This is a genomic window from Adhaeribacter terreus, from assembly GCF_042657365.1.
GTDB lineage: Bacteria > Bacteroidota > Bacteroidia > Cytophagales > Hymenobacteraceae > Adhaeribacter_A > Adhaeribacter_A terreus.
Map to the genome: position 1 here is coordinate 360,915 of NZ_JBHSKT010000004.1, position 19,631 is coordinate 380,545.

Sequence of the window (19,631 nt, forward strand, 5' to 3'; positions counted from 1 at the left end):
CTGCTGTCCTCCAAACTAAAGCTTCACACTGCAAACTTGCTTGGCGAAACGCCTGTAATTTTCTTAAAACCATTACTGAAAGCGGCCAGATCGGTGAAGTTCAACTGAAAGGCAATTTCGCTCCAGCTCAGGTTTTGCTTTTTCAGTTCCAGCCCCTTTTCTATGCGCCGGCGGAACAGGTAATTGTATGGGCTCTGGCCGAAGCATTGCTTAAAGAGCCGGTAAAACCGGAATTCAGATAAGCAACATTCTTCAGCCACCTGGCCAATGTTAATTTCCGCAAAAATGCTATCGTCCAGAATCTCTTTTCCCCTGAGCAAGCGCTGAAACAATTCCTGCCGGGTACTGAGCTTTGTTGCCTCCAGCTTGTAATAAGAACTGATCATATCCAGGTTTTCACGGATCAGCATAGACGCAACTTCGAAGAGCATTTCTATGGGTGGTGCTTCGATCTGGTGAGTGGAAGTAAAATAATGCAACTGTTTTAGAAAGTGCTGCAGATTTTCACTAGCCTTGGCTTCGCGCACAAGCAACTCCGGCGACAACAAATAACGGTTCACCTGATTTATTTCGTCCAGCGCATTTGGGCAAAGCACTTGCAGAAGCAGGTCGTTTAGCATTTCGGGCGCAATATTTACGCACATACCATGCGTAGTCTGGCCTTTTACAACGCCTATAACCTCGGGCAACGAATCGTTTACCAGCAAATATTTTTCGCCGGTAACTTCGTGCTTTTTCCCATTCATCCAATACGTTTCCTTGCCTTCCGGCACAAACTTTAAGCCCAGCCCGGGAGCAAGCCGCATTTCCGTTTCGAAGGAAGTAAAACAGGAACTAACCAGGTAATTGGAAGACAATTTAGGAATAAGGCTGCGCGGTGTAGAAATATCCATGTGCATTACATCGCATTTACTTGCGTAAACGGAAGTGGCAACTTCTGAAAGATTGGCTTGCTGCATGGCGTTTCTTCAACCTGATTCCGGCACAAATATATGGAAAGCAAATATTTACAACACTCCTTTGTTCCGGAAAAATATTCAGCGTTCGTTGATCTTAATAAGCGGGCACTTTTTTACCGCTAAACCCTACCGTTTTCCCCAAAAAAAATCAGCAGCAACAAAACGCTACTGCTGATCTTTAAAAAAGTCCAGATACCAATATCCGGATACTAAAATCTAAAACCTACTTGCCCGCATACGGATCTACGCCCATGTTGTAGTAAGCAAACGACCAGATATCGGCCCATTCCTGGATCTGCAGCGAGGTTGGTTTACCGGCGCCGTGGCCTGCTTTTACATCCACGCGAATTAAATACGGGTTCGTTCCGCCGCCTTTGGCTTGCAGCTCAGAAATGAATTTGAAGCTGTGCGATGGCACCACGCGATCGTCGTGATCTGCGGTGGTAACCATGGTTGCCGGGTAAGCAACGCCTTCTTTAATGTTGTGCAGCGGCGAGAATTTGTACAGGTTTTTGAATTGGTCTTCTTTATCCGAAGAACCGTATTCCGGAACCCAGGCCCAGCCAATGGTGAATTTGTGGAAACGTAGCATATCCAACACACCCACGCCCGGGAAAGCCACTTTTGCCAGGTCCGGACGTTGCGTCATGGTTGCGCCAACCAATAAACCACCGTTGGAGCGACCAGAAATAGCCAGTTTTTCGGTAGAAGTGTAGCCTTCTTTTTTCAGGTATTCGCCGGCGGCAATAAAGTCATCGAATACGTTTTGCTTGTTCGGGGTCATGCCGCCTTTGTGCCATTTTTCACCGTATTCGCCGCCGCCACGCAGGTTTGGCATGGCATACACACCGCCGTTTTCCAGCCACAGCAAGTTTACTGCGCTAAAGCTTGGCGTAAGCGAAATATTAAACCCGCCGTAAGCGTACAGGTAAGTCGGGTTCTGACCATCCATTTTCAGGCCTTGCTTGTGCACGATAAACATAGGTACCCGCGTTCCGTCTTTGCTGGTGTAAAAAACCTGCTTCGTTTCATAAGCATTCGGGTTCACATCCAGTTTCGGTTTCCAGAACAGTTCTGATTTGTTGTTGTCAATATCGTAGCGGTAAACGGTGGTTGGATAAGTGAAGGAAGTGAAGGTATAGAACGTTTCCTTATCATTTTTGTCGCCCGCAAAACCCGCTACAGTGCCAATGGTCGGGAATTCAAGTTCGTTCAGCTTTTTACCGTTCACATCGAAAACCAGAACCTGGCTGGCCGCATCTTTCAGGTACGTAGCCATAATGCGGCCGCCTACCATCGTTACGCCCGTCAATACATTTCCGCTTTCCGGCACAATCGTTTTCCAGTTCGCCTCCTGCGGTTTTTTCGGATCCATTAAAACGATCTTGTAATTCGGAGCATTTTTATTGGTGTGGATCAGGAGCTTATCGCCCAGGTTTTCGATTACGTTATACTCCGATTCGTAGGTAGTAACCAGCCAGTTGATCTTGCCTTTCGGGTCTTTCAGGTCTTTATAAGCCAGCGTACCGCCGCTTGTACCTTCAGAACCGTAGATCAGCAAAAATCTTTCGTCTTCGGTGGTTTGCGCACTGAAATTCAGCAAAGGTTTGGTTTTATCCTCGTAAACCAGTTTATCGGCGCTTTGCGGCGTACCAATTTTGTGGAAATAGATTTTGTGGAATTCGTTTTTGTTCGAAAGCGCTTTGTCTTTTGGGGCGTCGTAGCGGCTGTAGTAAAAACCGTCGCCCTGCCAGGCTGCACCGCTGAACTTGATCCATTCCAGTTTATCTTCCAAAGGCTTTTTCGTAGCCACATCCATTACGTACCAGGTATTCCAGTCAGAACCGCCGCCGGAAGTGCCGTACGCCATATACTTGTTATTTTTCGAGAATTTAAAACCCGAAAGCGAAGTAGTACCATCGGCCGAAAGTTTATTCGGATCGATGAAAACTTCCGGCTGACCATTTAAGCTTGTTTGGCGATAAAGCACCGCCTGGTTCTGCAAGCCATCGTTTTTATAGAAATAATAATGGTTCCCTTTTTTGAAAGGCGCGCCCATTTTCTCGTAATTCCAGAGCTGCGTTAAGCGATCTTTTATTTTATTACGGAACGGGATCTGCTCCAGATAGCCAAACGTAACTTTATTCTGTTCTTCTACCCAGGCGGCAGTTTCCTGCGAATACTGGTCTTCGAGCCAGCGGTACGGGTCCGAAATTTTGGTACCGAAATAATCATCGGTCTGGTCCACTTTTCTGGTAACCGGATACTTGAGGCTTTGCTTTAAAGGCTCGGCAATTTCTTTCGTCTGGGCTTCGGAAACCAACGGCCCATTACTTTTCACTTTCACTTCGCCGTTCTTCGTTTCTATTTTCGACTTTGTTTCGGTTGATTTGCAGGCATTAAGCGCGGTAGCGCCAGCGAGCAAAAACAGAGTTGCTTTTTTCATAAATGCAGAAAAATGTTTACCCGGCTAAGTTAAGGAATTTTTACCCCTCCCCAACCCTCCCCTGATTCAGGAGAGGGAGCTTTTTTAGGTTTTCGCTTCGCTCATGGGAATTAGGAAATTGGCTTTTCGACTTTTTAGACCCAAAACCATAGCGTTTTTAGCTCGAACCTAATACATTGTTGCGTCATTCCGAGCTTGTCGAGGAAACTTATGGAAATTACAATGGAATTTTGAGCGAAGAGCGATAAATTCCTTACAAGCCCGAAACACGAAAATCCTCTCCCCTGATTTAGGGGAGGGTTAGGGTGGGGTAAATTCCCTACCTTTGTATGCTCTAAATTCCCAAACCAATGAAAGTCTCCGGTTTTACCTTCGTAAAGAACGCCGTGCAGTTCAGCTACCCCATTGTAGAAGCCATAACCTCTATTTTGCCGGTTTGCGACGAATTTATTGTGAGCGTAGGCGATTGCGAAGATGGAACCTTAGAGTTGATCCAAAGCATCAATTCGCCCAAAATAAAGATCATCCGCAGTGTTTGGGACAATTCTTTGCGCGAAGGCGGAAAAGTGCTGGCCGTAGAAACGAACAAAGCTTTAGATGCTATTTCCCCGGATTCGGACTGGGCTTTTTACATTCAGGGCGATGAAGTGGTGCACGAAAAATACCTGGAAACCATTAAACAGGAAATGCTGCGCTGGAAAGACAAACCCGAAGTGGAAGGCTTGCTTTTCAAGTATCTTCATTTTTATGGCACTTACGATTTTATAGCCAATTCAAGAGGTTGGTACCGCCACGAGATCCGCATCATCCGCAACGATAAAAGCATCCGAAGTTTTAAAGATGCGCAAGGCTTCCGGAAAAACGACCGCAAGCTGAACGTAAAACCCATAGATGCTTACGTGTACCATTACGGTTGGGTAAAACACCCCGCCGATATGAAAAAGAAGGAAGCTACTTTTCACAAACTCTGGCACGACGATGCCTGGGTAAAAGAAAAAGTAGAAACCTCCGACCTGTTCGATTATTCTAAAATTGACAGCTTAGGCAAATTTACCGGCACGCACCCGGCCGTAATGCAAAAGCGCCTGCAACAAGTAAACTGGCAGCTCAACTTCGACCCGAGCCGCCAAAACCTGAGCCTGAAAAAACGCCTGCTCCACTGGTTCGAACAAAAAACCGGTGTGCGTTTATTTGAATACAAGAACTACAATATTATTTAGAAACCTTTTATTGTCAGAATCAGGATTTGCAGGATTAAAGGATTTGCAGGATCTCTCGAGGTCAGACTGCTGATTATTCGGATCACTTTTGCCGTAACACTACTTCAGATAAAATTCCTAGAAATCTTTTAATCCATTTCATCAGCGCCAAAAACGGTAGGGTTTTAGCCTGAAAAAGTGCTATGAAATAAACCTCCCAGGTTTCAGAAGCCTGTGAGGTTTTACTTTTCAAAACGGTAGCATTTCCACCTCAAAAACTCAACCCAAATTCATTGTCGTCTGCTTTTTAAAACTAAAAAGCCGCCCCGAAAATCTCCGAAGCGGCTTTTATTCAAAATTCAATAACTCACTAATTAAGAGATCGAAGCGCGCACTTTTTTCGTGTATTCGCGCAGCGCGGTAGTGAAATCGGATTTATGGGCTTCCATGTGGTTTAGGATGAAAATAGCAGCGAAAATATGCGTCAGTTTTTCACCTTCATCATCGCCGGGAATATCAAAATCAATTGGTTTTTCATCGAGCAGCGCTTCTTCGGCCTGTACCAGCTGGTGTAACGTGTGGTTCTCTACGATGTGTTTTATAGCCGGAATTTTCATAAGTACTTAGTTCAGTTTATTGATCAGAGCCGTTACGGCTTCTTCTTTGCTAGCCGCTACAGTATCTACCAATTGTCCGTTTTTAAAAACCGCGAAGAAAGGCAGGTTGGTTACGTTGGCCGCTTTGCGCGCTTCCGGGTTGGTTTCGGCGTTCACGTCTAGAAAAGCAATGCCTTTAAAATCTTCACTTTCTGACATGCGTTTGAATTTTGGCGAAAACAACCGGCAATTGCCGCACCAGTCGGCGTAATATTTCACTACTACTTTATCATTTTGCGCCAGTAGATCGGCAAATTCGGTATCGGTTACTTGCTGTACAGCCATAAAAATGCTATCGTTTTACGTTAAAAAACTACTACGGAATAAACATACTGCCAGCCGTTTTAAAAGTTGCAGGGCAGCTGTTTCACAAAGATAACCAAGCCCCGTTAAAGAAAGCAATTATACATACAACAATTCTATATTGGCCCCGTAACCTATCTGCCCCTTATTCTACTTATCCGGAAAACAGCTTTTTGTTACGCACCCAACCCCATGGATAAAGATCTTACGCACGCAATAGCGCCGGCGCACGCCCCCAAGCTAACCGAACTCCCAGCCACCGCCATCTGCGGCAACGATATTACATCTTCCTGCCTGTATGTTTCGTCGCTGGCCATTATTTATTCAGGGCAGTATGCCTGGGTAGCGTTGCTGATGGTAGGCGGCGTGCTCTTTTTATTCCGGAAAATTTATGGCGAAGTAGTTGGTGCCTTGCCATTAAACGGCGGTGCTTACAATGCCTTGCTGAACACTACCAGCAAAAGAACCGCGTCGCTGGCTGCTTGCCTAACCTTGCTTTCTTACATGGCCACCGCCGTAATCTCCGCTTCCGAAGCTATGCATTACGTGCATCATCTTTGGGAAGGTTTACCTGTTATTTATGCTACTATTGGTTTGCTGGCTTTTTTCATGGGCTTAACCATCATGGGCATCGGCGAATCTTCTATTGTGGCGGTCATTATTTTTATAACGCATATTGCCACGCTTACACTGCTCATTCTTATTGGCGCCTGGTTTTTATTCAACCATGGGTTCGATATTTTACGGCTTAACTACAGCCAACCAATAAAAGGCAGCATCTGGCAGGCTTTATTTTTCGGGTTTTCGGCGGCCATGCTCGGTATTTCCGGTTTTGAAAGCTCCGCGAATTTTGTGGAAGAACAAGCCCCCGGGGTATTCTTAAAAACCCTGCGAAATATGTGGCTGGCCGTTACAGTTTTTAATCCGCTTACTGCATTTTTAGCTTTAGCTATAATTCCCATTGCGCAAGTGGCCGGCCACCAGGAAGCCTTGCTGGCTTACTTGGGCGAAGTGGCCGGCGGACCATGGCTGGCAACCTTGGTTTCTGTAAATGCAGCTATGGTTTTAAGTGGCGCAGTTTTAACGTCTTACGTGGGTGTAACCGGTTTGGTGCACCGCATGACACTGGACCGCTGCCTGCCGCAATTCCTCCTCAAAACCAATAAACGAGGCACCGCCTACCTGATCATGATCGCGTTTTTCCTGCTTTGTGTTTCTATTCTGTTAATTACGCGGGGAAATTTAGGCGCACTGGCAGGGGTTTATACCATTTCTTTTCTCTCGGTAATGGGTTTGTTCGGCTTTGGCAATATTCTGCTGAAAATAAAACGCAACCGCCTCCCCCGTCCGGTCCGCGCCTCGGTTTTAACCGTGTTGGTTGCGGTTGCAGCCGTTTTAGCCGCCTTATTTGGGAACGCTATTCTAAACCCGGCCTACGTACTGGTTTTCCTCCAATACTTTATTCCAACGGCTACGTTAGTTTTTATTATGCTTTACCGCACTACTTTACTTGGTATAATTGCCTATGCCGTGCGGCAGATAAAAGGACCGTTTGCGCGCTACCTGCCTTTTAATTCTTACCGCGTGAAAAGGCTTATCGGCCGCATCCGAAGTCAGGAATTCGTGTTCTTTACCCGCGGCGACAATATTGCCAACATCAACAAAGTAATGCGCTACATCGACGAAAACGAGCACACCCGCCGCCTAAAAATTGTGAACGTGATTAAAGAAGGCGAAGTGCCCGATAAAAAACTGATCCACGAAGTAGATGTGCTGGACCGCGCTTACCCAAGCTTCGTGGTAGATTTTGTGGTCATTAAAGGTCATTTCGGTCCGGAACTGATCCAGGAACTTTCCGACAAATGGCTGATTCCCAAAAACTTCATGTTCATCGGCTCTCCCGGCGACCGCTTTATTTACGGCATAGAAGAACTGGGCGGGGTACGGCTGGTCATTTGATTTACTCAGGCACTTTTTCCAGCCAAAAGCATAGCGTTTTCTTACCAGTTCGGGCCTTTCGCCGGCTTTGGTTTTACCTTCACGGTCCGCACTTCAATTAACCGCTGCTTCGGCACCCTGAAGACCCAGAAACCGTTTTCGGCTACTTTCTCTTTGGCGCAAACCAGTTCCGTATTTTTAACCGGCCGCACATATAAAAGGCTATCGGTTAAGGTCTGAAAAGTGGCCGGCGATTTTCCTTCGTTCTCCGAAAGTTCGTTATGATATTTGCGGAGTTCAGCCATTTCAGTTTCCAATTTTTGCACGTCGGCTGCCGCAGAAATCATTTCCGCCCGCCCGAAATATTTCTTCTGAAACTGCTGGTATGGTTGGGTAAAAACAAAATTGCAAGCCGAATCGGTAGTAACCAATCGCTGCTGTTCCTGCAAAATCAAAGTGAGTACACTATCAGCCACGCGGCGGGTTTCGGTAGCAATTTGCTGGCGGCTCATGCGTTTTACTTTCCGTTCTTCTACGGCCAACGCCACTTCTTTCAGGTTATCCAAAGGCTTTGGTTTGCAGCCAAAACTGAAAAACGCTATCAAAATCGAACAAAAAAGTATTGGTTTCATGTTGGTAACTTGGGTAAATAGCAACGGATTAAAATTTCTCCGCTGCTATTTACTATCTTTGCAGTTAAATCCCAATTTCCGGAGTAATGTTAGATAAATTAGAAGCCATAAAAATACGTTTTGAAGAAGTAAGTCAGCTCCTCATCCAGCCCGATGCTATGGAAGACCTGAAACGCTTCAAAACGCTGAACAAAGAATATAAAGATCTGGAAAAGATCGTAATTGAATATAAAAATTACCAGAACCTGCTTGGCAACATCGAAAACGCCAAACAGGTAATTGCCACCGAAAAAGACGAGGAATTCCGCGAAATGGCAAAGGGAGAACTCGATGAATTGCTGCCGCAGCGCGAAGTAATGGAAGAAGCCATTAAAGAAATGCTCATTCCGAAAGACCCGAACGACAGCAAAGACATTATTGTGGAGATCCGCGCGGGCGCGGGTGGCGACGAAGCTTCTATTTTTGCGGGCGATCTTCAGCGTATGTATTACCGTTTTGCAGAAAAGCAGGGCTGGAAAACCGAACTCATCGATGCTACCGAAGGTACTTCCGGTGGTTACAAAGAGATCATTTTCGGCGTTTCCGGCGAAGACGTTTACGGCAAAATGAAATACGAAAGCGGTGTGCACCGCGTACAGCGCGTACCAGCCACCGAAACCCAGGGCCGTATTCACACTTCCGTAGCTTCGGTGGTAGTTTTACCGGAAGTTGAAGAATTCGACATTGACTTGAACATGGGCGACATCCGGAAAGACCTTTACTGTGCTTCGGGCCCGGGTGGTCAGTCGGTAAACACCACGTATTCTGCCGTTCGTTTAACCCACTTACCTTCGGGTTTGGTGGCGCAATGCCAGGACCAGAAATCGCAGATTAAAAACTTCGAGAAAGCCCTGAAAGTATTGCGTTCGCGCGTATACGAAATGGAGCTTGCTAAGAAACTCGAAGCTGAAGGTGCCCAGCGTAAAAGCATGGTTGGCGGCGGCGACCGTTCCGATAAAATTCGTACTTACAACTACCCGCAGGGCCGCGTAACCGATCACCGCATTGGCTACACGGTTTACAACCTCCCAACCGTAATGGACGGCGGCATCGAAGATTTCATTTCCGAACTGCGCTTAGCCGAAAACGCCGAACGTCTGAAAGAAGGTGCGGTTTAAGGTAATGATTTTTTAATGTGCTAATGTGCTGTTAAAAATTTAAAGATTTAAAAATGTGGAAATTTGAAAAGGATTTCCGCACTAGATAGAAAAAGCCGGTAGCTAAATGTTACCGGCTTTTTTTGTTAATTTTGGTAATAAATGAGATTTATGAATACATTTTTAAAGGAATTCGGGAAGTGGTTTCTAGTTCTTTTAGGACTTTTTATTGCCTCAATTATATTTACTGCCACAACCGGCAAAAACAAAAGTGAAATTGTCTGGATGCTTTTTCTTGCCCCTATAATGTATTTTCCTTCTTACATGGGTGCTTTAATTCCCGCTTTTATTTTAACTCTTAATAATATCAATAATAAAAAAAGATCAATATACATAGTTGTGCTTTTAATGTGTCTACTTGGGATTTTTATTCCATATCTCATCTTTAGAAGCCCAGGAGATGATGAGTTGGAATTATATTCGTTTATACAAAAACTTCCATTCATTGTAATTGGCCTCAAAACAATTCATTACTGGTATCAGGAATGGAAAGAAAGTTGGTAGTTCAATATTAACCTTGACCCCAAATTCAAATCGCTACCTTTTTACTTTCAAAAACTAATTCAGCTTTTTATCAATCAGATATTGAATTGCTCTGCATTCGAACTCATTATCCTTTATGAACTTCACCGAACTACTCTCCGATAAAACCCAAAAACCGAAAGCCAAAACCGAAATACTGAGCAACTGGCTGACCGAAAACCCACAGGAATTAACCAACCTCATCGAATTTGCCAGAACGGCCAAAGACCCCATAAAAGCCACCTGCATCGAAGCCATTGAGTTTGCAACCAAACAAAAACCCGAAATTGCCGATCTGCACTGCCTCAATTTTGTTTCGGAAACGCTTACCGCCAAAGCGCCACGCGTGAAATGGGAATCGGCGAAAGTGATTGGCAACGTGGCGCATCTTTTCCCCGAAAACCTCGAAACCGCCGTAACCAACCTGCTCCAAAATACCGAACACGAAGGAACGGTTGTGCGTTGGGCCGCCGCTTTTGCTTTAGGCCAGATCATTAAAACCAAAGCGTCCGTTTCCAAAGAGTTAATTCCCGTTGCTGAAAACCTGGCCAGCCGCGAAGAGAAAAACAGCATTAAAAAATTCTACCTCGATGCTTTGAAAGCAGTTAAAAAGTAAACCTACAAAAACCGTCAGCTAAAGTAAACGGCAATGATATGCAGAAAAAAAAACGGTAGCATTTTCAGCTGAAAAACTAAAAGGCGGCCGCAGAAATGTTACCGGCTTTTTCTATCATAAAAACCTATCTTTGTGCGTTACGGTAAAACGGTATGGTTTCAGGCCCAAAAACCCGAAATAAATAACGCCATACCGTAGAGACAAAACAATGCTTTGTCTCTACACAACCATAAAAAAACAGCACATTAACCAATGAAATACTGCTTCGCGGCCATCATTCCTTTACTCATCTTGTTTTCAGTTTTCAGCTGCAAACCCGACGATGAAATTCTTACCCGCGACGCCGGTGCCAAACTCGAATTCTCTACCGATACCGTTTTCTTCGATACCGTTTTTGTTTCCACGGGCAGCGTAAGCAAACGCCTGAAGATCTATAACCGCAACAAAAGAGCCGTAAAAATTGACCGCATTCAGCTCGAAAAACTCGGCGCTTCCGATTTCGACCTCATCATAGACGGCGAAGCCAAAGACATGGCCTCCGGCATCACGATCCGCGGCGAAGACAGTTTGCTCATTCTCGTAAAAGTTTTCATCGATCCGAACAATTCCACCAAACCATTCATCATAGAAGACAACCTGCAATTCGAGACCAACGGCAACCGTCAGCAGGTCGTACTCAGAGCTTTTGGGCAGAACGCTAACTTTTTCCGCGACGAAGTTCTGGATTGCAACACAATCTGGGAAGGTCCAAAAGCCTATGTTTTATATGGCATTGTAGTAGTTCCGGAAAACTGCACCTTAACCATTAGAGCAGGAACCAAAGTTTACGGCCACGCCGAAGCCATACTTTATGTTCAGGGAACGTTAAAAGTGGAAGGAACTGCCAGCAAACGCGTATTCTTTCAGAACGACCGCCGCGATTCTACCTTCGCGCATGTGCCCGGCCAGTGGGAAGGGCTTTTCTTCGACACCATGAGCCGCAACAATAAACTTCAGTTTGCCGAAATTAAAAATGCGACTTATGGTCTCCGGATGATCAATTTTGATGGCAACCAGTCTGTAATTGAGAACACGATTATAAAAAACATATTTTATGCCGGAATATTAGCCTTAGATACCGATGTAAAAATTACGAACACCTTAATTACCAATTGCGGCCAATTTGCATTTGCGGGGATTGGCGGCGGGAAATATGACTTCAACTACTGCACAATTGCCAATTATACGCCGGAATTTAAACGTGACGACGAAGCTGTAGTTTTTTCTGACAGCGCCATCTATAAAAATGCCCTGCGGCCTATTAAAGACCCAATCGTAACATTCAGAAACAGCCTTCTTTGGAACGGCACGCGCAACGGAAAACTGGAAAATGAGATTCTGTTCCTGACCCGGGAAGGTCTGAAAAATGTAACTGTCGAGAACAGCTTAATCCAAACCATCCGCTACCAGAACGAATCAAAATTCACCGGCAACGGCAACATCCTGAACCAAGACCCTAAATTCACCCAGCCCGGCGATGGTTCGGTTCTGGCTCGCAAGATCAGTTACAGCCTGAAAAAAGATTCGCCGGCCATTGGCGGAGCCCGCCTGAATGGTACCACCATCGATCTTCCCGGCGAACCGCGTCCGCAAGGCGCCAACCCGAGCCCCGACATGGGCGCATACGAAAACAAAGACTAAAAAAACGCTATGATCTGGCTTCAGAAAAGTATCCGTTTCCCGGCAGTACCCCGCGGCTTTCATCTCATCACCGATCTGCTCGAAGCTCAACTTCCGGAACTCGAGCAAATTGAAGTTGGCCTGGCGCATATTTTCATCCAGCACACCTCCGCCAGCCTCACCATTTCGGAGAACGCCGATCCGGATGTACGCAAAGATTTCGAAAGCCATTTCAACGTGTTAGCTCCGGAAAATGCCCCCTATTACCGCCACACCTCCGAAGGCCCCGACGACATGCCCGCGCATATAAAAGCCGCCCTTTTAGGAACTTCCGTAACCATTCCCATTACCAAAGGCCGCTTCAACCTGGGCACCTGGCAAGGCGTCTACCTCTGCGAACACCGCAACCACGCCGGCAAGCGCACGGTTATCGTTACGTTGCAGGGTCAGTAGTTTAATTGTTGATTGTTTATTTTAGTTTCTTGAAGCAGGCTTTTCCCTTAAAGTAAGCAGCAGAGCAAGTCAACCACCCCAACCTCTCCTGTCCAGGCGGGGAGCTTTTGCTTTCTCCTAAATTTCAACTTTTTCACTCGAACGCGCAGCGGAGTGTCGTCAACAAAAGCGACAAAGAGCAAGCAAAATTTGCGCTTACGGCAGCAAATTTCGCTGTTTGCATAGCTACTGAAGTTCACTATCTATGCAATGTTCAGTTAGCTATGAAATGCAAAAAGTGAACGGGGAGCGTAAATGTCAAGCGCACTGTTTGAGCGGTCAGCGAGTTTGCGTTTGACTTGACTTTTTTGGTTCTGGGGGTAGGGGCCCTCTTTATTTGTGTCAAGACAAAAAGAACACAGAAGCTAACTATGAAAAAAAAAAGCTAACTGATAAAAGAGAAAATACCAACTATGAAAACGGTATCATTTATAGCTGAAAAACTGCTACCAGCCGGCAAGGTCCTTCAGAGCTACGCTCGCAATCTTCGCGCTCCCGCGCTCAATTGTGCTCAGGATGACATCAAAAAACGCTATCTTTTCAAGCTCAAAAAGTCAATAGCAACCGAAATTACAAACCCGATGAGATCTCTCCTATCGTCGAGATGACGATAAAAAAAACGGTATCCTTTCAGACCAAAAAAGTCAGAAATACGGCTTTATAAGTTCCCTCGACTAACGCTCGGGATGACAAGAAAAAACACTATTCTTTTCTACTAAAAAACTATCGCTTTAACCGATATAACCCTTCAGCGCCCGCCGGCTCATACCTGCCAAAAACAAGCGGCAACTTATAAACCAATTGCGGCATTAAATTCACCTCATCTACAATAAACTCCGGCGGACTTTGCACAATATTTTCCTGAATGGCAAAAACGGCTTCGTAAGTATCTAAATGGCCAAAATGTTGTTGCGCCAGTTTCCAGTTCAGGTACGGCGAAGCAGCATAATTATAAGCATAATACTGAAAATCGGAGCCTAAAACTAAAAGCTGACCGTTCACGATCTTCTTATATTTCTCGTCGGTTTTAAGTTGCAATGTGCTCGTATTGATGTTCAGATATTGGTCGATTTGAAGCGGAACGGCGTACCGCACCGCAATGATCAAAGCAAACAAAGTCAGGAAAATAACTTCGGGAATCCACCAGCGGGCACCGGGCCGGAAAAGGTAAAAACTGTAATAAGCCAGCACCGGCAGAAAATAAATGAAGCTTAATACCGAGATTTCGGGCGAAGCCAGCAACATGATTACCGCCACCCAAAACCAGACGAACATGAGCTGCTGCATTTTCTGCTGAAATACTAAACCCTGGTTCGCGCTGGCAGCAATAAAAATTCCGCCCATGATCAGCAGCAGCGGCAACGACAGCAGTTTGAGCAGATCGGTTAAAGGCAATAGCAGGTTAAAACTGAACAAGCCTTCCGCCGACAAATAATATTCCTGAAAATTATCGAGCGCGCCGTTGTAAAGGTAATACGTAGCTACAACCGCAAACGGAAAAAAGAAACCGGTAAGCAACAGCAGAAAACTCCGGAAAGTATTGGAAGCAAAAAAAGCCACCGCAAAATATGCAACTACCAGGAAAAATGAGAACGGCAGGTAACTTAGCGCGGCCAAACCAATAAAAAAACCAGCCTTAAAAAGTTTCTGGTTGTTCGAGCCTTCCTTGGAAACAATTACCAGGTAACGCAGCGAATAAACCAGAAAAGTCTGCCCCAAAAGCACCGGCGAAAGGGTATCGAATTCAAAGAAAAAACTGCCGCCCAGAATATAAAATAAAGCCGGCAAATACGTTTTCTGCGCAAAAACCTGTTGCCGGTTAAAAATAAAATTGAGGTTCAATGCCTGAAAAAGCAACAAGAACGCAGCAACCAAACGGTACATGAACAGCGAACGACCATCCAACAGATCGATCACCCAGAAGATCATGGCTGCCAGCGGGCCGGTAGTATCGAACACGTCGCGGTACATGGCAGCACCTTCTTGCAGGCGTTCGCCGAGCACCATAAATTTAAGTTCGGGCAAGGTTACGGGCACGCCAAGAAGCACCAACGGCAGGTTTATTGCCACAAAAAGCAGCAACAGAAAAACGGGCCGGGTAACGAATGCGCTGTTAAAAAATCGGATCACAGTAAAAAGCTACGGCTAATGAGCCGTTTATTCCCGTAAAATTGCCAAATTAATCCGATATATTTGCAGTTCTTATGGAAAGTAAAAGACAACAAAAGTTCGCGCGCCTGCTGCAAAAAGAGCTGGCCGAAGTGTTTCATCGCGACGTTTCGCACCTTTTTAACGGGGCATATCTGAGCATTACCACCGTGCGCACTTCTCCGGACCTGGGCGTGGTAAAAGTATATTTAAGCATGCTGCTGGCTAAAAACCCGCAGGAAATTCTGGCTACTGTTCGCGAAAATACCAAAGCTGTGCGCCACGCGCTGGCACAACGCATTAAAAACCAGGTGCGCGTAATTCCGGAACTCATTTTCTTTTTAGACGACAGTGCCGAATACGCCGCCAAAATGGATAAGATCATTTCTGATCTGGATATTCCACCCGCGCCGGAAGAAGACGCAAACAACGACGGAATTCACGACAACGATTTCACCCGCGCCGAATCGGACGAAGACGAGGAGGAATTATAGTAGCCGGTAGCAAGTATCTGGTAACAGGACTTTTTCAAGCTAAAACCCTACCGTTTTTCTTCAGAAATTAATTAGATAGGCCACGAAGAAAAGTCCCCCTTTGGAGGGGGTTGGGGGAGGACAAGAGAATTATCTGATTTTAATTTGATCAAATAATGTAAAAACCCTCCCCCCTACCCACTCCGAAGGGGGACAAAAATTACTTAACAGAATTAGCTTAGATCCATTTCTAATTATTAATTCTTAATTATTAATTCTTAATTCTTAATTAAACAGAAATGCAATACGATCCGATAAAGCGGGTTTTAGGTAACGTTTTCAACCAGACGCCTGCGCTGCGCCGCTTGTTTTACAACATGCTCGACCTGCTTTTGCTGCGCACCTGGCACGTGCATAAAGAACTGAAAGCCTGGGCAAAAGGCAAAGAAAACGCGCCGGTTAAAATTCTGGATGCGGGTTCAGGTTATGGCCAGTACACCTATTTTATGAGCAGCATGCTCCCGAAAGCTGAAATTCTGGCCGTGGACGTGAAAGAAGAGCAAATTGCCGACAGCAACCGCTTTTTCAAGGAAATAAACCGGGCCGACCGCGTAAATTTTGCCGTGGCTGATCTGGTAACTTTTCAGCAGCCCAACACTTACGATCTGGCTTTGAGCGTGGACGTAATGGAGCACATCCTGGAAGACGTAGAAGTTTTCAAAAACATTCATGCCTCGCTCAAACCCGGTGGCATGATCTTAATTTCCACGCCATCGGACCAGGGCGGCTCGGATGTGCACGAGGGCGACGACAGTTCGTTTATTGAAGAACACGTGCGCGACGGCTACAACATTCAGGAAATTCAGGACAAGTTGAAATTAGCCGGCTTTAGCAAAACCGAAGCGCGTTATTCTTACGGCAAACCAGGCCAGGTTTCGTGGCGCTTATCCATGAAATACCCGATCCTGATGCTGGGTACATCCAAAGCTTTCTTTGCGCTGCTGCCGTTCTACTACGTACTTACCTTCCCGGTTAGCTTCATCCTGAACTGGTTCGATGCAAATAAAAAGCACCCGACCGGCACCGGTTTAATTGTGAAAGCCTGGAAGTAAGTTCTGAGTTTTTGGGGGATTTTGGATAGCGCTTTTTGAAGGAGAAAATCAGATTTTGAAGGTCATGCAATCTATTCGCTTTAATTTTTTGGCCTTCTTTCTTATTTTCTTTTTAATTGGATGTCAACAAAATACTGCTACAAGTAAAATGCAATACGCAGACTCTAAATATAAAGAAGGACAAATCTGGGCTTATAAAACCAGGAGCAACGAAAAAGAATCTTTTCTGACAATCCTAAAAGTTGAGAAAGAGGCTGAAGGAATAATTATTCATATTGCTGTAGATAGCGCTAAAATCAAAAATCCAAATCTTAAAGTAGGTTATTCTTCTTCAATTGGACATTTACCATTTAGTAAAGAGGCGCTAAATAAAAGTGTTACTATGTTAATTAGTAACAAGAATGAACTACCTAACTATCTGGATGGATATCAAGAATGGAGACAAGCTTATAATAAAGGAGAAGCTGGTGTTTTCTCAATAACTGTTGCTGAAGCAGTTGCTTATGTCGAAGAAACTATGAATAAATAATCGTTTTATCTTTACTTCTTAGTTATTGATGTTTTCACCAACAACGGCAGCCAAACTACTTCATCAAAATAAGAAAGAGACTTTTACTTTTTCACCCAATCAGCATACCGTTTTAGAAACCAATCATGCGTAAAAAGCAGCCTTACAACGAAGCAACCCAAAGCATTATTAACGCCGACATTGAAAATAATGGCTGCCACATTGTAGTAGTAGAAGCCGACGATTATTTGCCAGCTTTTGCTTATACCATCGGGTTGTTTCAAACCTACGGCCACCCGGAAATCATCTGCTTTGGCCTCGCGCCGGAAGTTCTGAAAACACTATTGCAAGATGCCCAAAAACTCATCAAGCAAGGCAAGAAATTAATTCCGGGTTATTTGTTTCCGGAGTTTCTGAAAGGCTTTAACGCGCAGTTTTTACGGGTGAACCCGGAATATTACGCCAATTATTTCCCGCTCGCGCAGCATTTTTACAATTTCCGGAGTTTCCCGGCGCTGCAACTGGTCTGGCCCGATAAGCAACAGAAATTTCCCTGGGAAGCTGGTTTTAACGCCGATCTGAAATTCAACCAGCCGCTTTTAGACCGCAATACCGATTTTAAATTCCTGGAAGAGCGCGGTGTAAGGGTTTTTACAACCAAACAGGTACTGGCCGGCCAACCAATTTCGTATGTTTACCATAACGAACAAGGCGACTGGCAATTCATGTCTGATTCGAAACCGAATGCCAAAGATGCGCGCATTGTGTGCCTCGAAGATATTACGCGCCTCGACCCGAGCGTAAACGATATTTATTTTTTACCTTTCGGCTGGTATGCCTGGCGCAACTCTCCGCAAGAAAAATGGGTAACCGAAAAACTGCCGGAAGAAGCCTAGATAGCACATCAGCACATTAAAAAATTAGCACCTTAACCATGAATGTTTCCTTTCTCATCGCAAAGCGGTACTTCCGGTCGAAGAAAAAGCGGAACATCATCAGCATTATTTCCAATATTTCCATGATCGGGGTGGCCGTGGGAACCATGGCGCTTATCATTGTGCTATCGGTTTTTAATGGCATCGAAGATCTGATCCGCTCGCTTTACGGCAGCTTCGACCCAGATCTGAAAATTACCGCCGTAGAAGGCAAAAATTTTGAAGTTACGCCTGAATTCCTCAAAAATATTCAAGGCATAAAAGGCGTAGACCTGGTTTCGGAAACGGTGGAAGACAATGCCCTGCTCCGTTACCAGGACCGGCAGATGATCGTGAAACTGAAGGGCGTAAGCGATAATTATTTCCTCCAAAACGGCATCGATTCTTCTCTTACCGAAGGCAACGCAGTGCTGAAAAAAAACGGATTACAATACGCATTGCTGGGCCGTGGCGTGCAGGTACAACTTTCCGTCCGTACCGATAACCCGTTCGCCGGCCTGCAGGTTTTGTACCCGAAAGCCAGTAAAAAGATCTCGCTGAACCCTGAAAATGCGTTCAACGAAAAAGGCATTATGCCGGGCGGCGTATTTGCCATTGAGCGCCAGTACGACGATAATTACGTGTTCGTGCCCCTGGAATTTGCCCGCGACCTGTTCAATTATGGTGAAAAACGCAGCGCTCTGGAAGTAAAAGTAACCGACAAAGTAAACCCCGACAAAGTAAAACGCCAGCTCAAAAAATTACTCGGCCCAAAATTCCAGGTTCAAAACTCCGACGAACAACATACCAGTTTACTCCGCGCAGTAAAGGTTGAAAAACTCTTCGTGTTCATCACGTTTGCCTTCATTTTGCTTATCGCCTCGCTCAATATTTTCTTCTCTCTTTCCATGCTGGTGATAGATAAGAAAAAGGACATTGCCATTTTAGCTTCCATGGGTGCTAGTTCTACTATCATCCGTAATATTTTCCTCTTTGAAGGCGCCATTGTGGCGTTATCTGGTGCAGGAGCCGGCTTGTTTATTGGAATGGTTATTTGCTGGGCCCAACAAACGTTCGGACTCATTTCCATGGGCATGACCACCGCCGTAGTAGATTCTTACCCCGTAAAAATGCAGGCCCTGGATTTCATTTTCACCGGCATTGCCATTATTGCCATTACTCTCATCGTTTCTATTCGCCCTGCCCGCCGCGCCGCAGCCTTGCAGATCAAAGATAATTTGTAAGCTTCCTGGATCAGGGTTTTTAATTGACTGAATTTAGGTTTATTGGATTCAGGGATTTTGTCTTTGAACACGATTTAAAGGATTATTGGGATGGGCAGGATTTTCTTTTGAAATAGGCTTCATTCTTTAAAGCAAGCGGCAAAGCAGGTCAACCACCCCTAACCCCTCCTGTCCAGGCGGGGAGCTTTTATTCTCTACCTTATTCTTACTTTTCACGCATATCGCCAGCGCAGCGTTTCCTCAAAATCACGTCAGCTAGAAAACTAAACTAAAAAGAAGCTGACTACGAAGGGAAACTGACACCAGTTTCTGTGAGAGCGGCCTCCAAGTCTTCCGGTGCCGCAGGCATGCCGCGTGCGGCAAGGAAGGGTTGCAGCCGCGAACGCAGAAACGAAGCCGCCCGGCTTGAGGGAGAAAATTGCCGATGGAAGTTTAAAGCCACCTGTTTAGCAGAAACAGTATTTCAAAAACGCTATCCTTTGTAGCTCAAAAACTCAATAGCAAACAAAACTACCAACTTGAAGAGATCTCTCCTTCCGTCGAGATGACGAAATAAACAGTATGATTTGAAGCAAAAAACTCAGAAATGCGGCTTTATAAGTTTCCTCGACTAG

The 19,631-nt window shown here is 45.3% G+C and carries 18 protein-coding genes; 12 read left to right on the forward strand and 6 right to left on the reverse strand.

Annotation, left to right across the window (positions count from 1 at the left end; genetic code table 11):
* Positions 1-23 precede the first annotated feature (23 nt).
* On the reverse strand, positions 24-959 hold the full coding sequence (locus tag ACFPIB_RS09080) for a helix-turn-helix domain-containing protein (RefSeq protein WP_378017125.1): 936 nt from the start codon (positions 957-959) through the stop codon (positions 24-26).
* A gap of 223 nt (positions 960-1,182) precedes the next feature.
* Positions 1,183-3,405, reverse strand: a complete 2,223-nt coding sequence (locus ACFPIB_RS09085; RefSeq protein WP_378017126.1) for a prolyl oligopeptidase family serine peptidase — start codon at positions 3,403-3,405, stop codon at positions 1,183-1,185.
* A 350-nt stretch (positions 3,406-3,755) separates the two neighbouring features.
* Here ACFPIB_RS09085 and ACFPIB_RS09090 point away from each other — a divergent pair, with 350 nt between their 5' ends.
* A complete protein-coding gene (locus tag ACFPIB_RS09090) occupies positions 3,756-4,625 on the forward strand; it encodes a glycosyltransferase family protein (protein ID WP_378017127.1) in 870 nt (289 codons plus the stop codon).
* Between the two features lie 353 nt (positions 4,626-4,978).
* Here ACFPIB_RS09090 and ACFPIB_RS09095 read toward each other — a convergent pair whose 3' ends face one another.
* On the reverse strand, positions 4,979-5,221 hold the full coding sequence (locus ACFPIB_RS09095) for a DUF6952 family protein (protein ID WP_378017128.1): 243 nt from the start codon (positions 5,219-5,221) through the stop codon (positions 4,979-4,981).
* A gap of 6 nt (positions 5,222-5,227) precedes the next feature.
* The gene (locus ACFPIB_RS09100) at positions 5,228-5,545 is read right to left on the reverse strand and encodes a thioredoxin family protein (RefSeq protein ID WP_378017129.1); all 318 of its coding nucleotides are present in this window, start codon (positions 5,543-5,545) and stop codon (positions 5,228-5,230) included.
* A gap of 210 nt (positions 5,546-5,755) precedes the next feature.
* Here ACFPIB_RS09100 and ACFPIB_RS09105 point away from each other — a divergent pair, with 210 nt between their 5' ends.
* On the forward strand, positions 5,756-7,522 hold the full coding sequence (locus ACFPIB_RS09105) for an APC family permease (RefSeq protein WP_378017130.1): 1,767 nt from the start codon (positions 5,756-5,758) through the stop codon (positions 7,520-7,522).
* 41 nt (positions 7,523-7,563) lie between these two features.
* Here the strand turns inward: ACFPIB_RS09105 and ACFPIB_RS09110 are convergent, their stop codons facing one another.
* On the reverse strand, positions 7,564-8,133 hold the full coding sequence (locus ACFPIB_RS09110) for a hypothetical protein (RefSeq protein ID WP_378017131.1): 570 nt from the start codon (positions 8,131-8,133) through the stop codon (positions 7,564-7,566).
* 86 nt (positions 8,134-8,219) lie between these two features.
* On the opposite strand from ACFPIB_RS09110, the gene prfA reads away from it, so the two are divergent.
* The 5 genes from prfA (at position 8,220) to ACFPIB_RS09135 (ending at position 12,579) form a co-directional block, all read left to right on the forward strand.
* Positions 8,220-9,290 carry a peptide chain release factor 1 gene (gene prfA, locus ACFPIB_RS09115; protein WP_378017132.1) on the forward strand — a complete coding sequence of 357 codons (1,071 nt, stop codon included), beginning with the start codon at positions 8,220-8,222 and terminating at the stop codon, positions 9,288-9,290.
* Positions 9,291-9,440: 150 nt separating this feature from the next.
* On the forward strand, positions 9,441-9,833 hold the full coding sequence (locus tag ACFPIB_RS09120; RefSeq protein ID WP_378017133.1) for a hypothetical protein: 393 nt from the start codon (positions 9,441-9,443) through the stop codon (positions 9,831-9,833).
* A gap of 115 nt (positions 9,834-9,948) precedes the next feature.
* A complete protein-coding gene (locus tag ACFPIB_RS09125; RefSeq protein ID WP_378017134.1) occupies positions 9,949-10,467 on the forward strand; it encodes a HEAT repeat domain-containing protein in 519 nt (172 codons plus the stop codon).
* 252 nt (positions 10,468-10,719) lie between these two features.
* A complete protein-coding gene (locus tag ACFPIB_RS09130) occupies positions 10,720-12,147 on the forward strand; it encodes a choice-of-anchor Q domain-containing protein (RefSeq protein ID WP_378017135.1) in 1,428 nt (475 codons plus the stop codon).
* 9 nt (positions 12,148-12,156) lie between these two features.
* Positions 12,157-12,579, forward strand: coding sequence for a secondary thiamine-phosphate synthase enzyme YjbQ (locus ACFPIB_RS09135; RefSeq protein WP_378017136.1), 423 nt, complete (start codon positions 12,157-12,159; stop codon positions 12,577-12,579).
* 762 nt (positions 12,580-13,341) lie between these two features.
* On the opposite strand, the gene ACFPIB_RS09140 is transcribed toward ACFPIB_RS09135, so the two are convergent.
* On the reverse strand, positions 13,342-14,748 hold the full coding sequence (locus ACFPIB_RS09140) for a hypothetical protein (protein WP_378017137.1): 1,407 nt from the start codon (positions 14,746-14,748) through the stop codon (positions 13,342-13,344).
* Positions 14,749-14,822: 74 nt separating this feature from the next.
* Here ACFPIB_RS09140 and rbfA point away from each other — a divergent pair, with 74 nt between their 5' ends.
* The 5 genes from rbfA to ACFPIB_RS09165 all read left to right on the forward strand — a co-directional run bounded on the left by rbfA (position 14,823) and on the right by ACFPIB_RS09165 (position 19,017).
* Positions 14,823-15,260 (forward strand): 30S ribosome-binding factor RbfA, encoded by a 438-nt coding sequence (rbfA, locus tag ACFPIB_RS09145; RefSeq protein ID WP_378017138.1) that lies wholly within the window; start codon positions 14,823-14,825, stop codon positions 15,258-15,260.
* A 278-nt stretch (positions 15,261-15,538) separates the two neighbouring features.
* The gene (locus ACFPIB_RS09150) at positions 15,539-16,351 is read left to right on the forward strand and encodes a class I SAM-dependent methyltransferase (RefSeq protein ID WP_378017139.1); all 813 of its coding nucleotides are present in this window, start codon (positions 15,539-15,541) and stop codon (positions 16,349-16,351) included.
* Between the two features lie 64 nt (positions 16,352-16,415).
* On the forward strand, positions 16,416-16,880 hold the full coding sequence (locus ACFPIB_RS09155) for a hypothetical protein (RefSeq protein WP_378017140.1): 465 nt from the start codon (positions 16,416-16,418) through the stop codon (positions 16,878-16,880).
* 125 nt (positions 16,881-17,005) lie between these two features.
* Positions 17,006-17,755 (forward strand): DUF4262 domain-containing protein, encoded by a 750-nt coding sequence (locus ACFPIB_RS09160; protein WP_378017141.1) that lies wholly within the window; start codon positions 17,006-17,008, stop codon positions 17,753-17,755.
* Positions 17,756-17,793: 38 nt separating this feature from the next.
* Positions 17,794-19,017 (forward strand): ABC transporter permease, encoded by a 1,224-nt coding sequence (locus ACFPIB_RS09165; RefSeq protein ID WP_378017142.1) that lies wholly within the window; start codon positions 17,794-17,796, stop codon positions 19,015-19,017.
* The last annotated feature ends 614 nt before the right edge of the window (positions 19,018-19,631 follow it).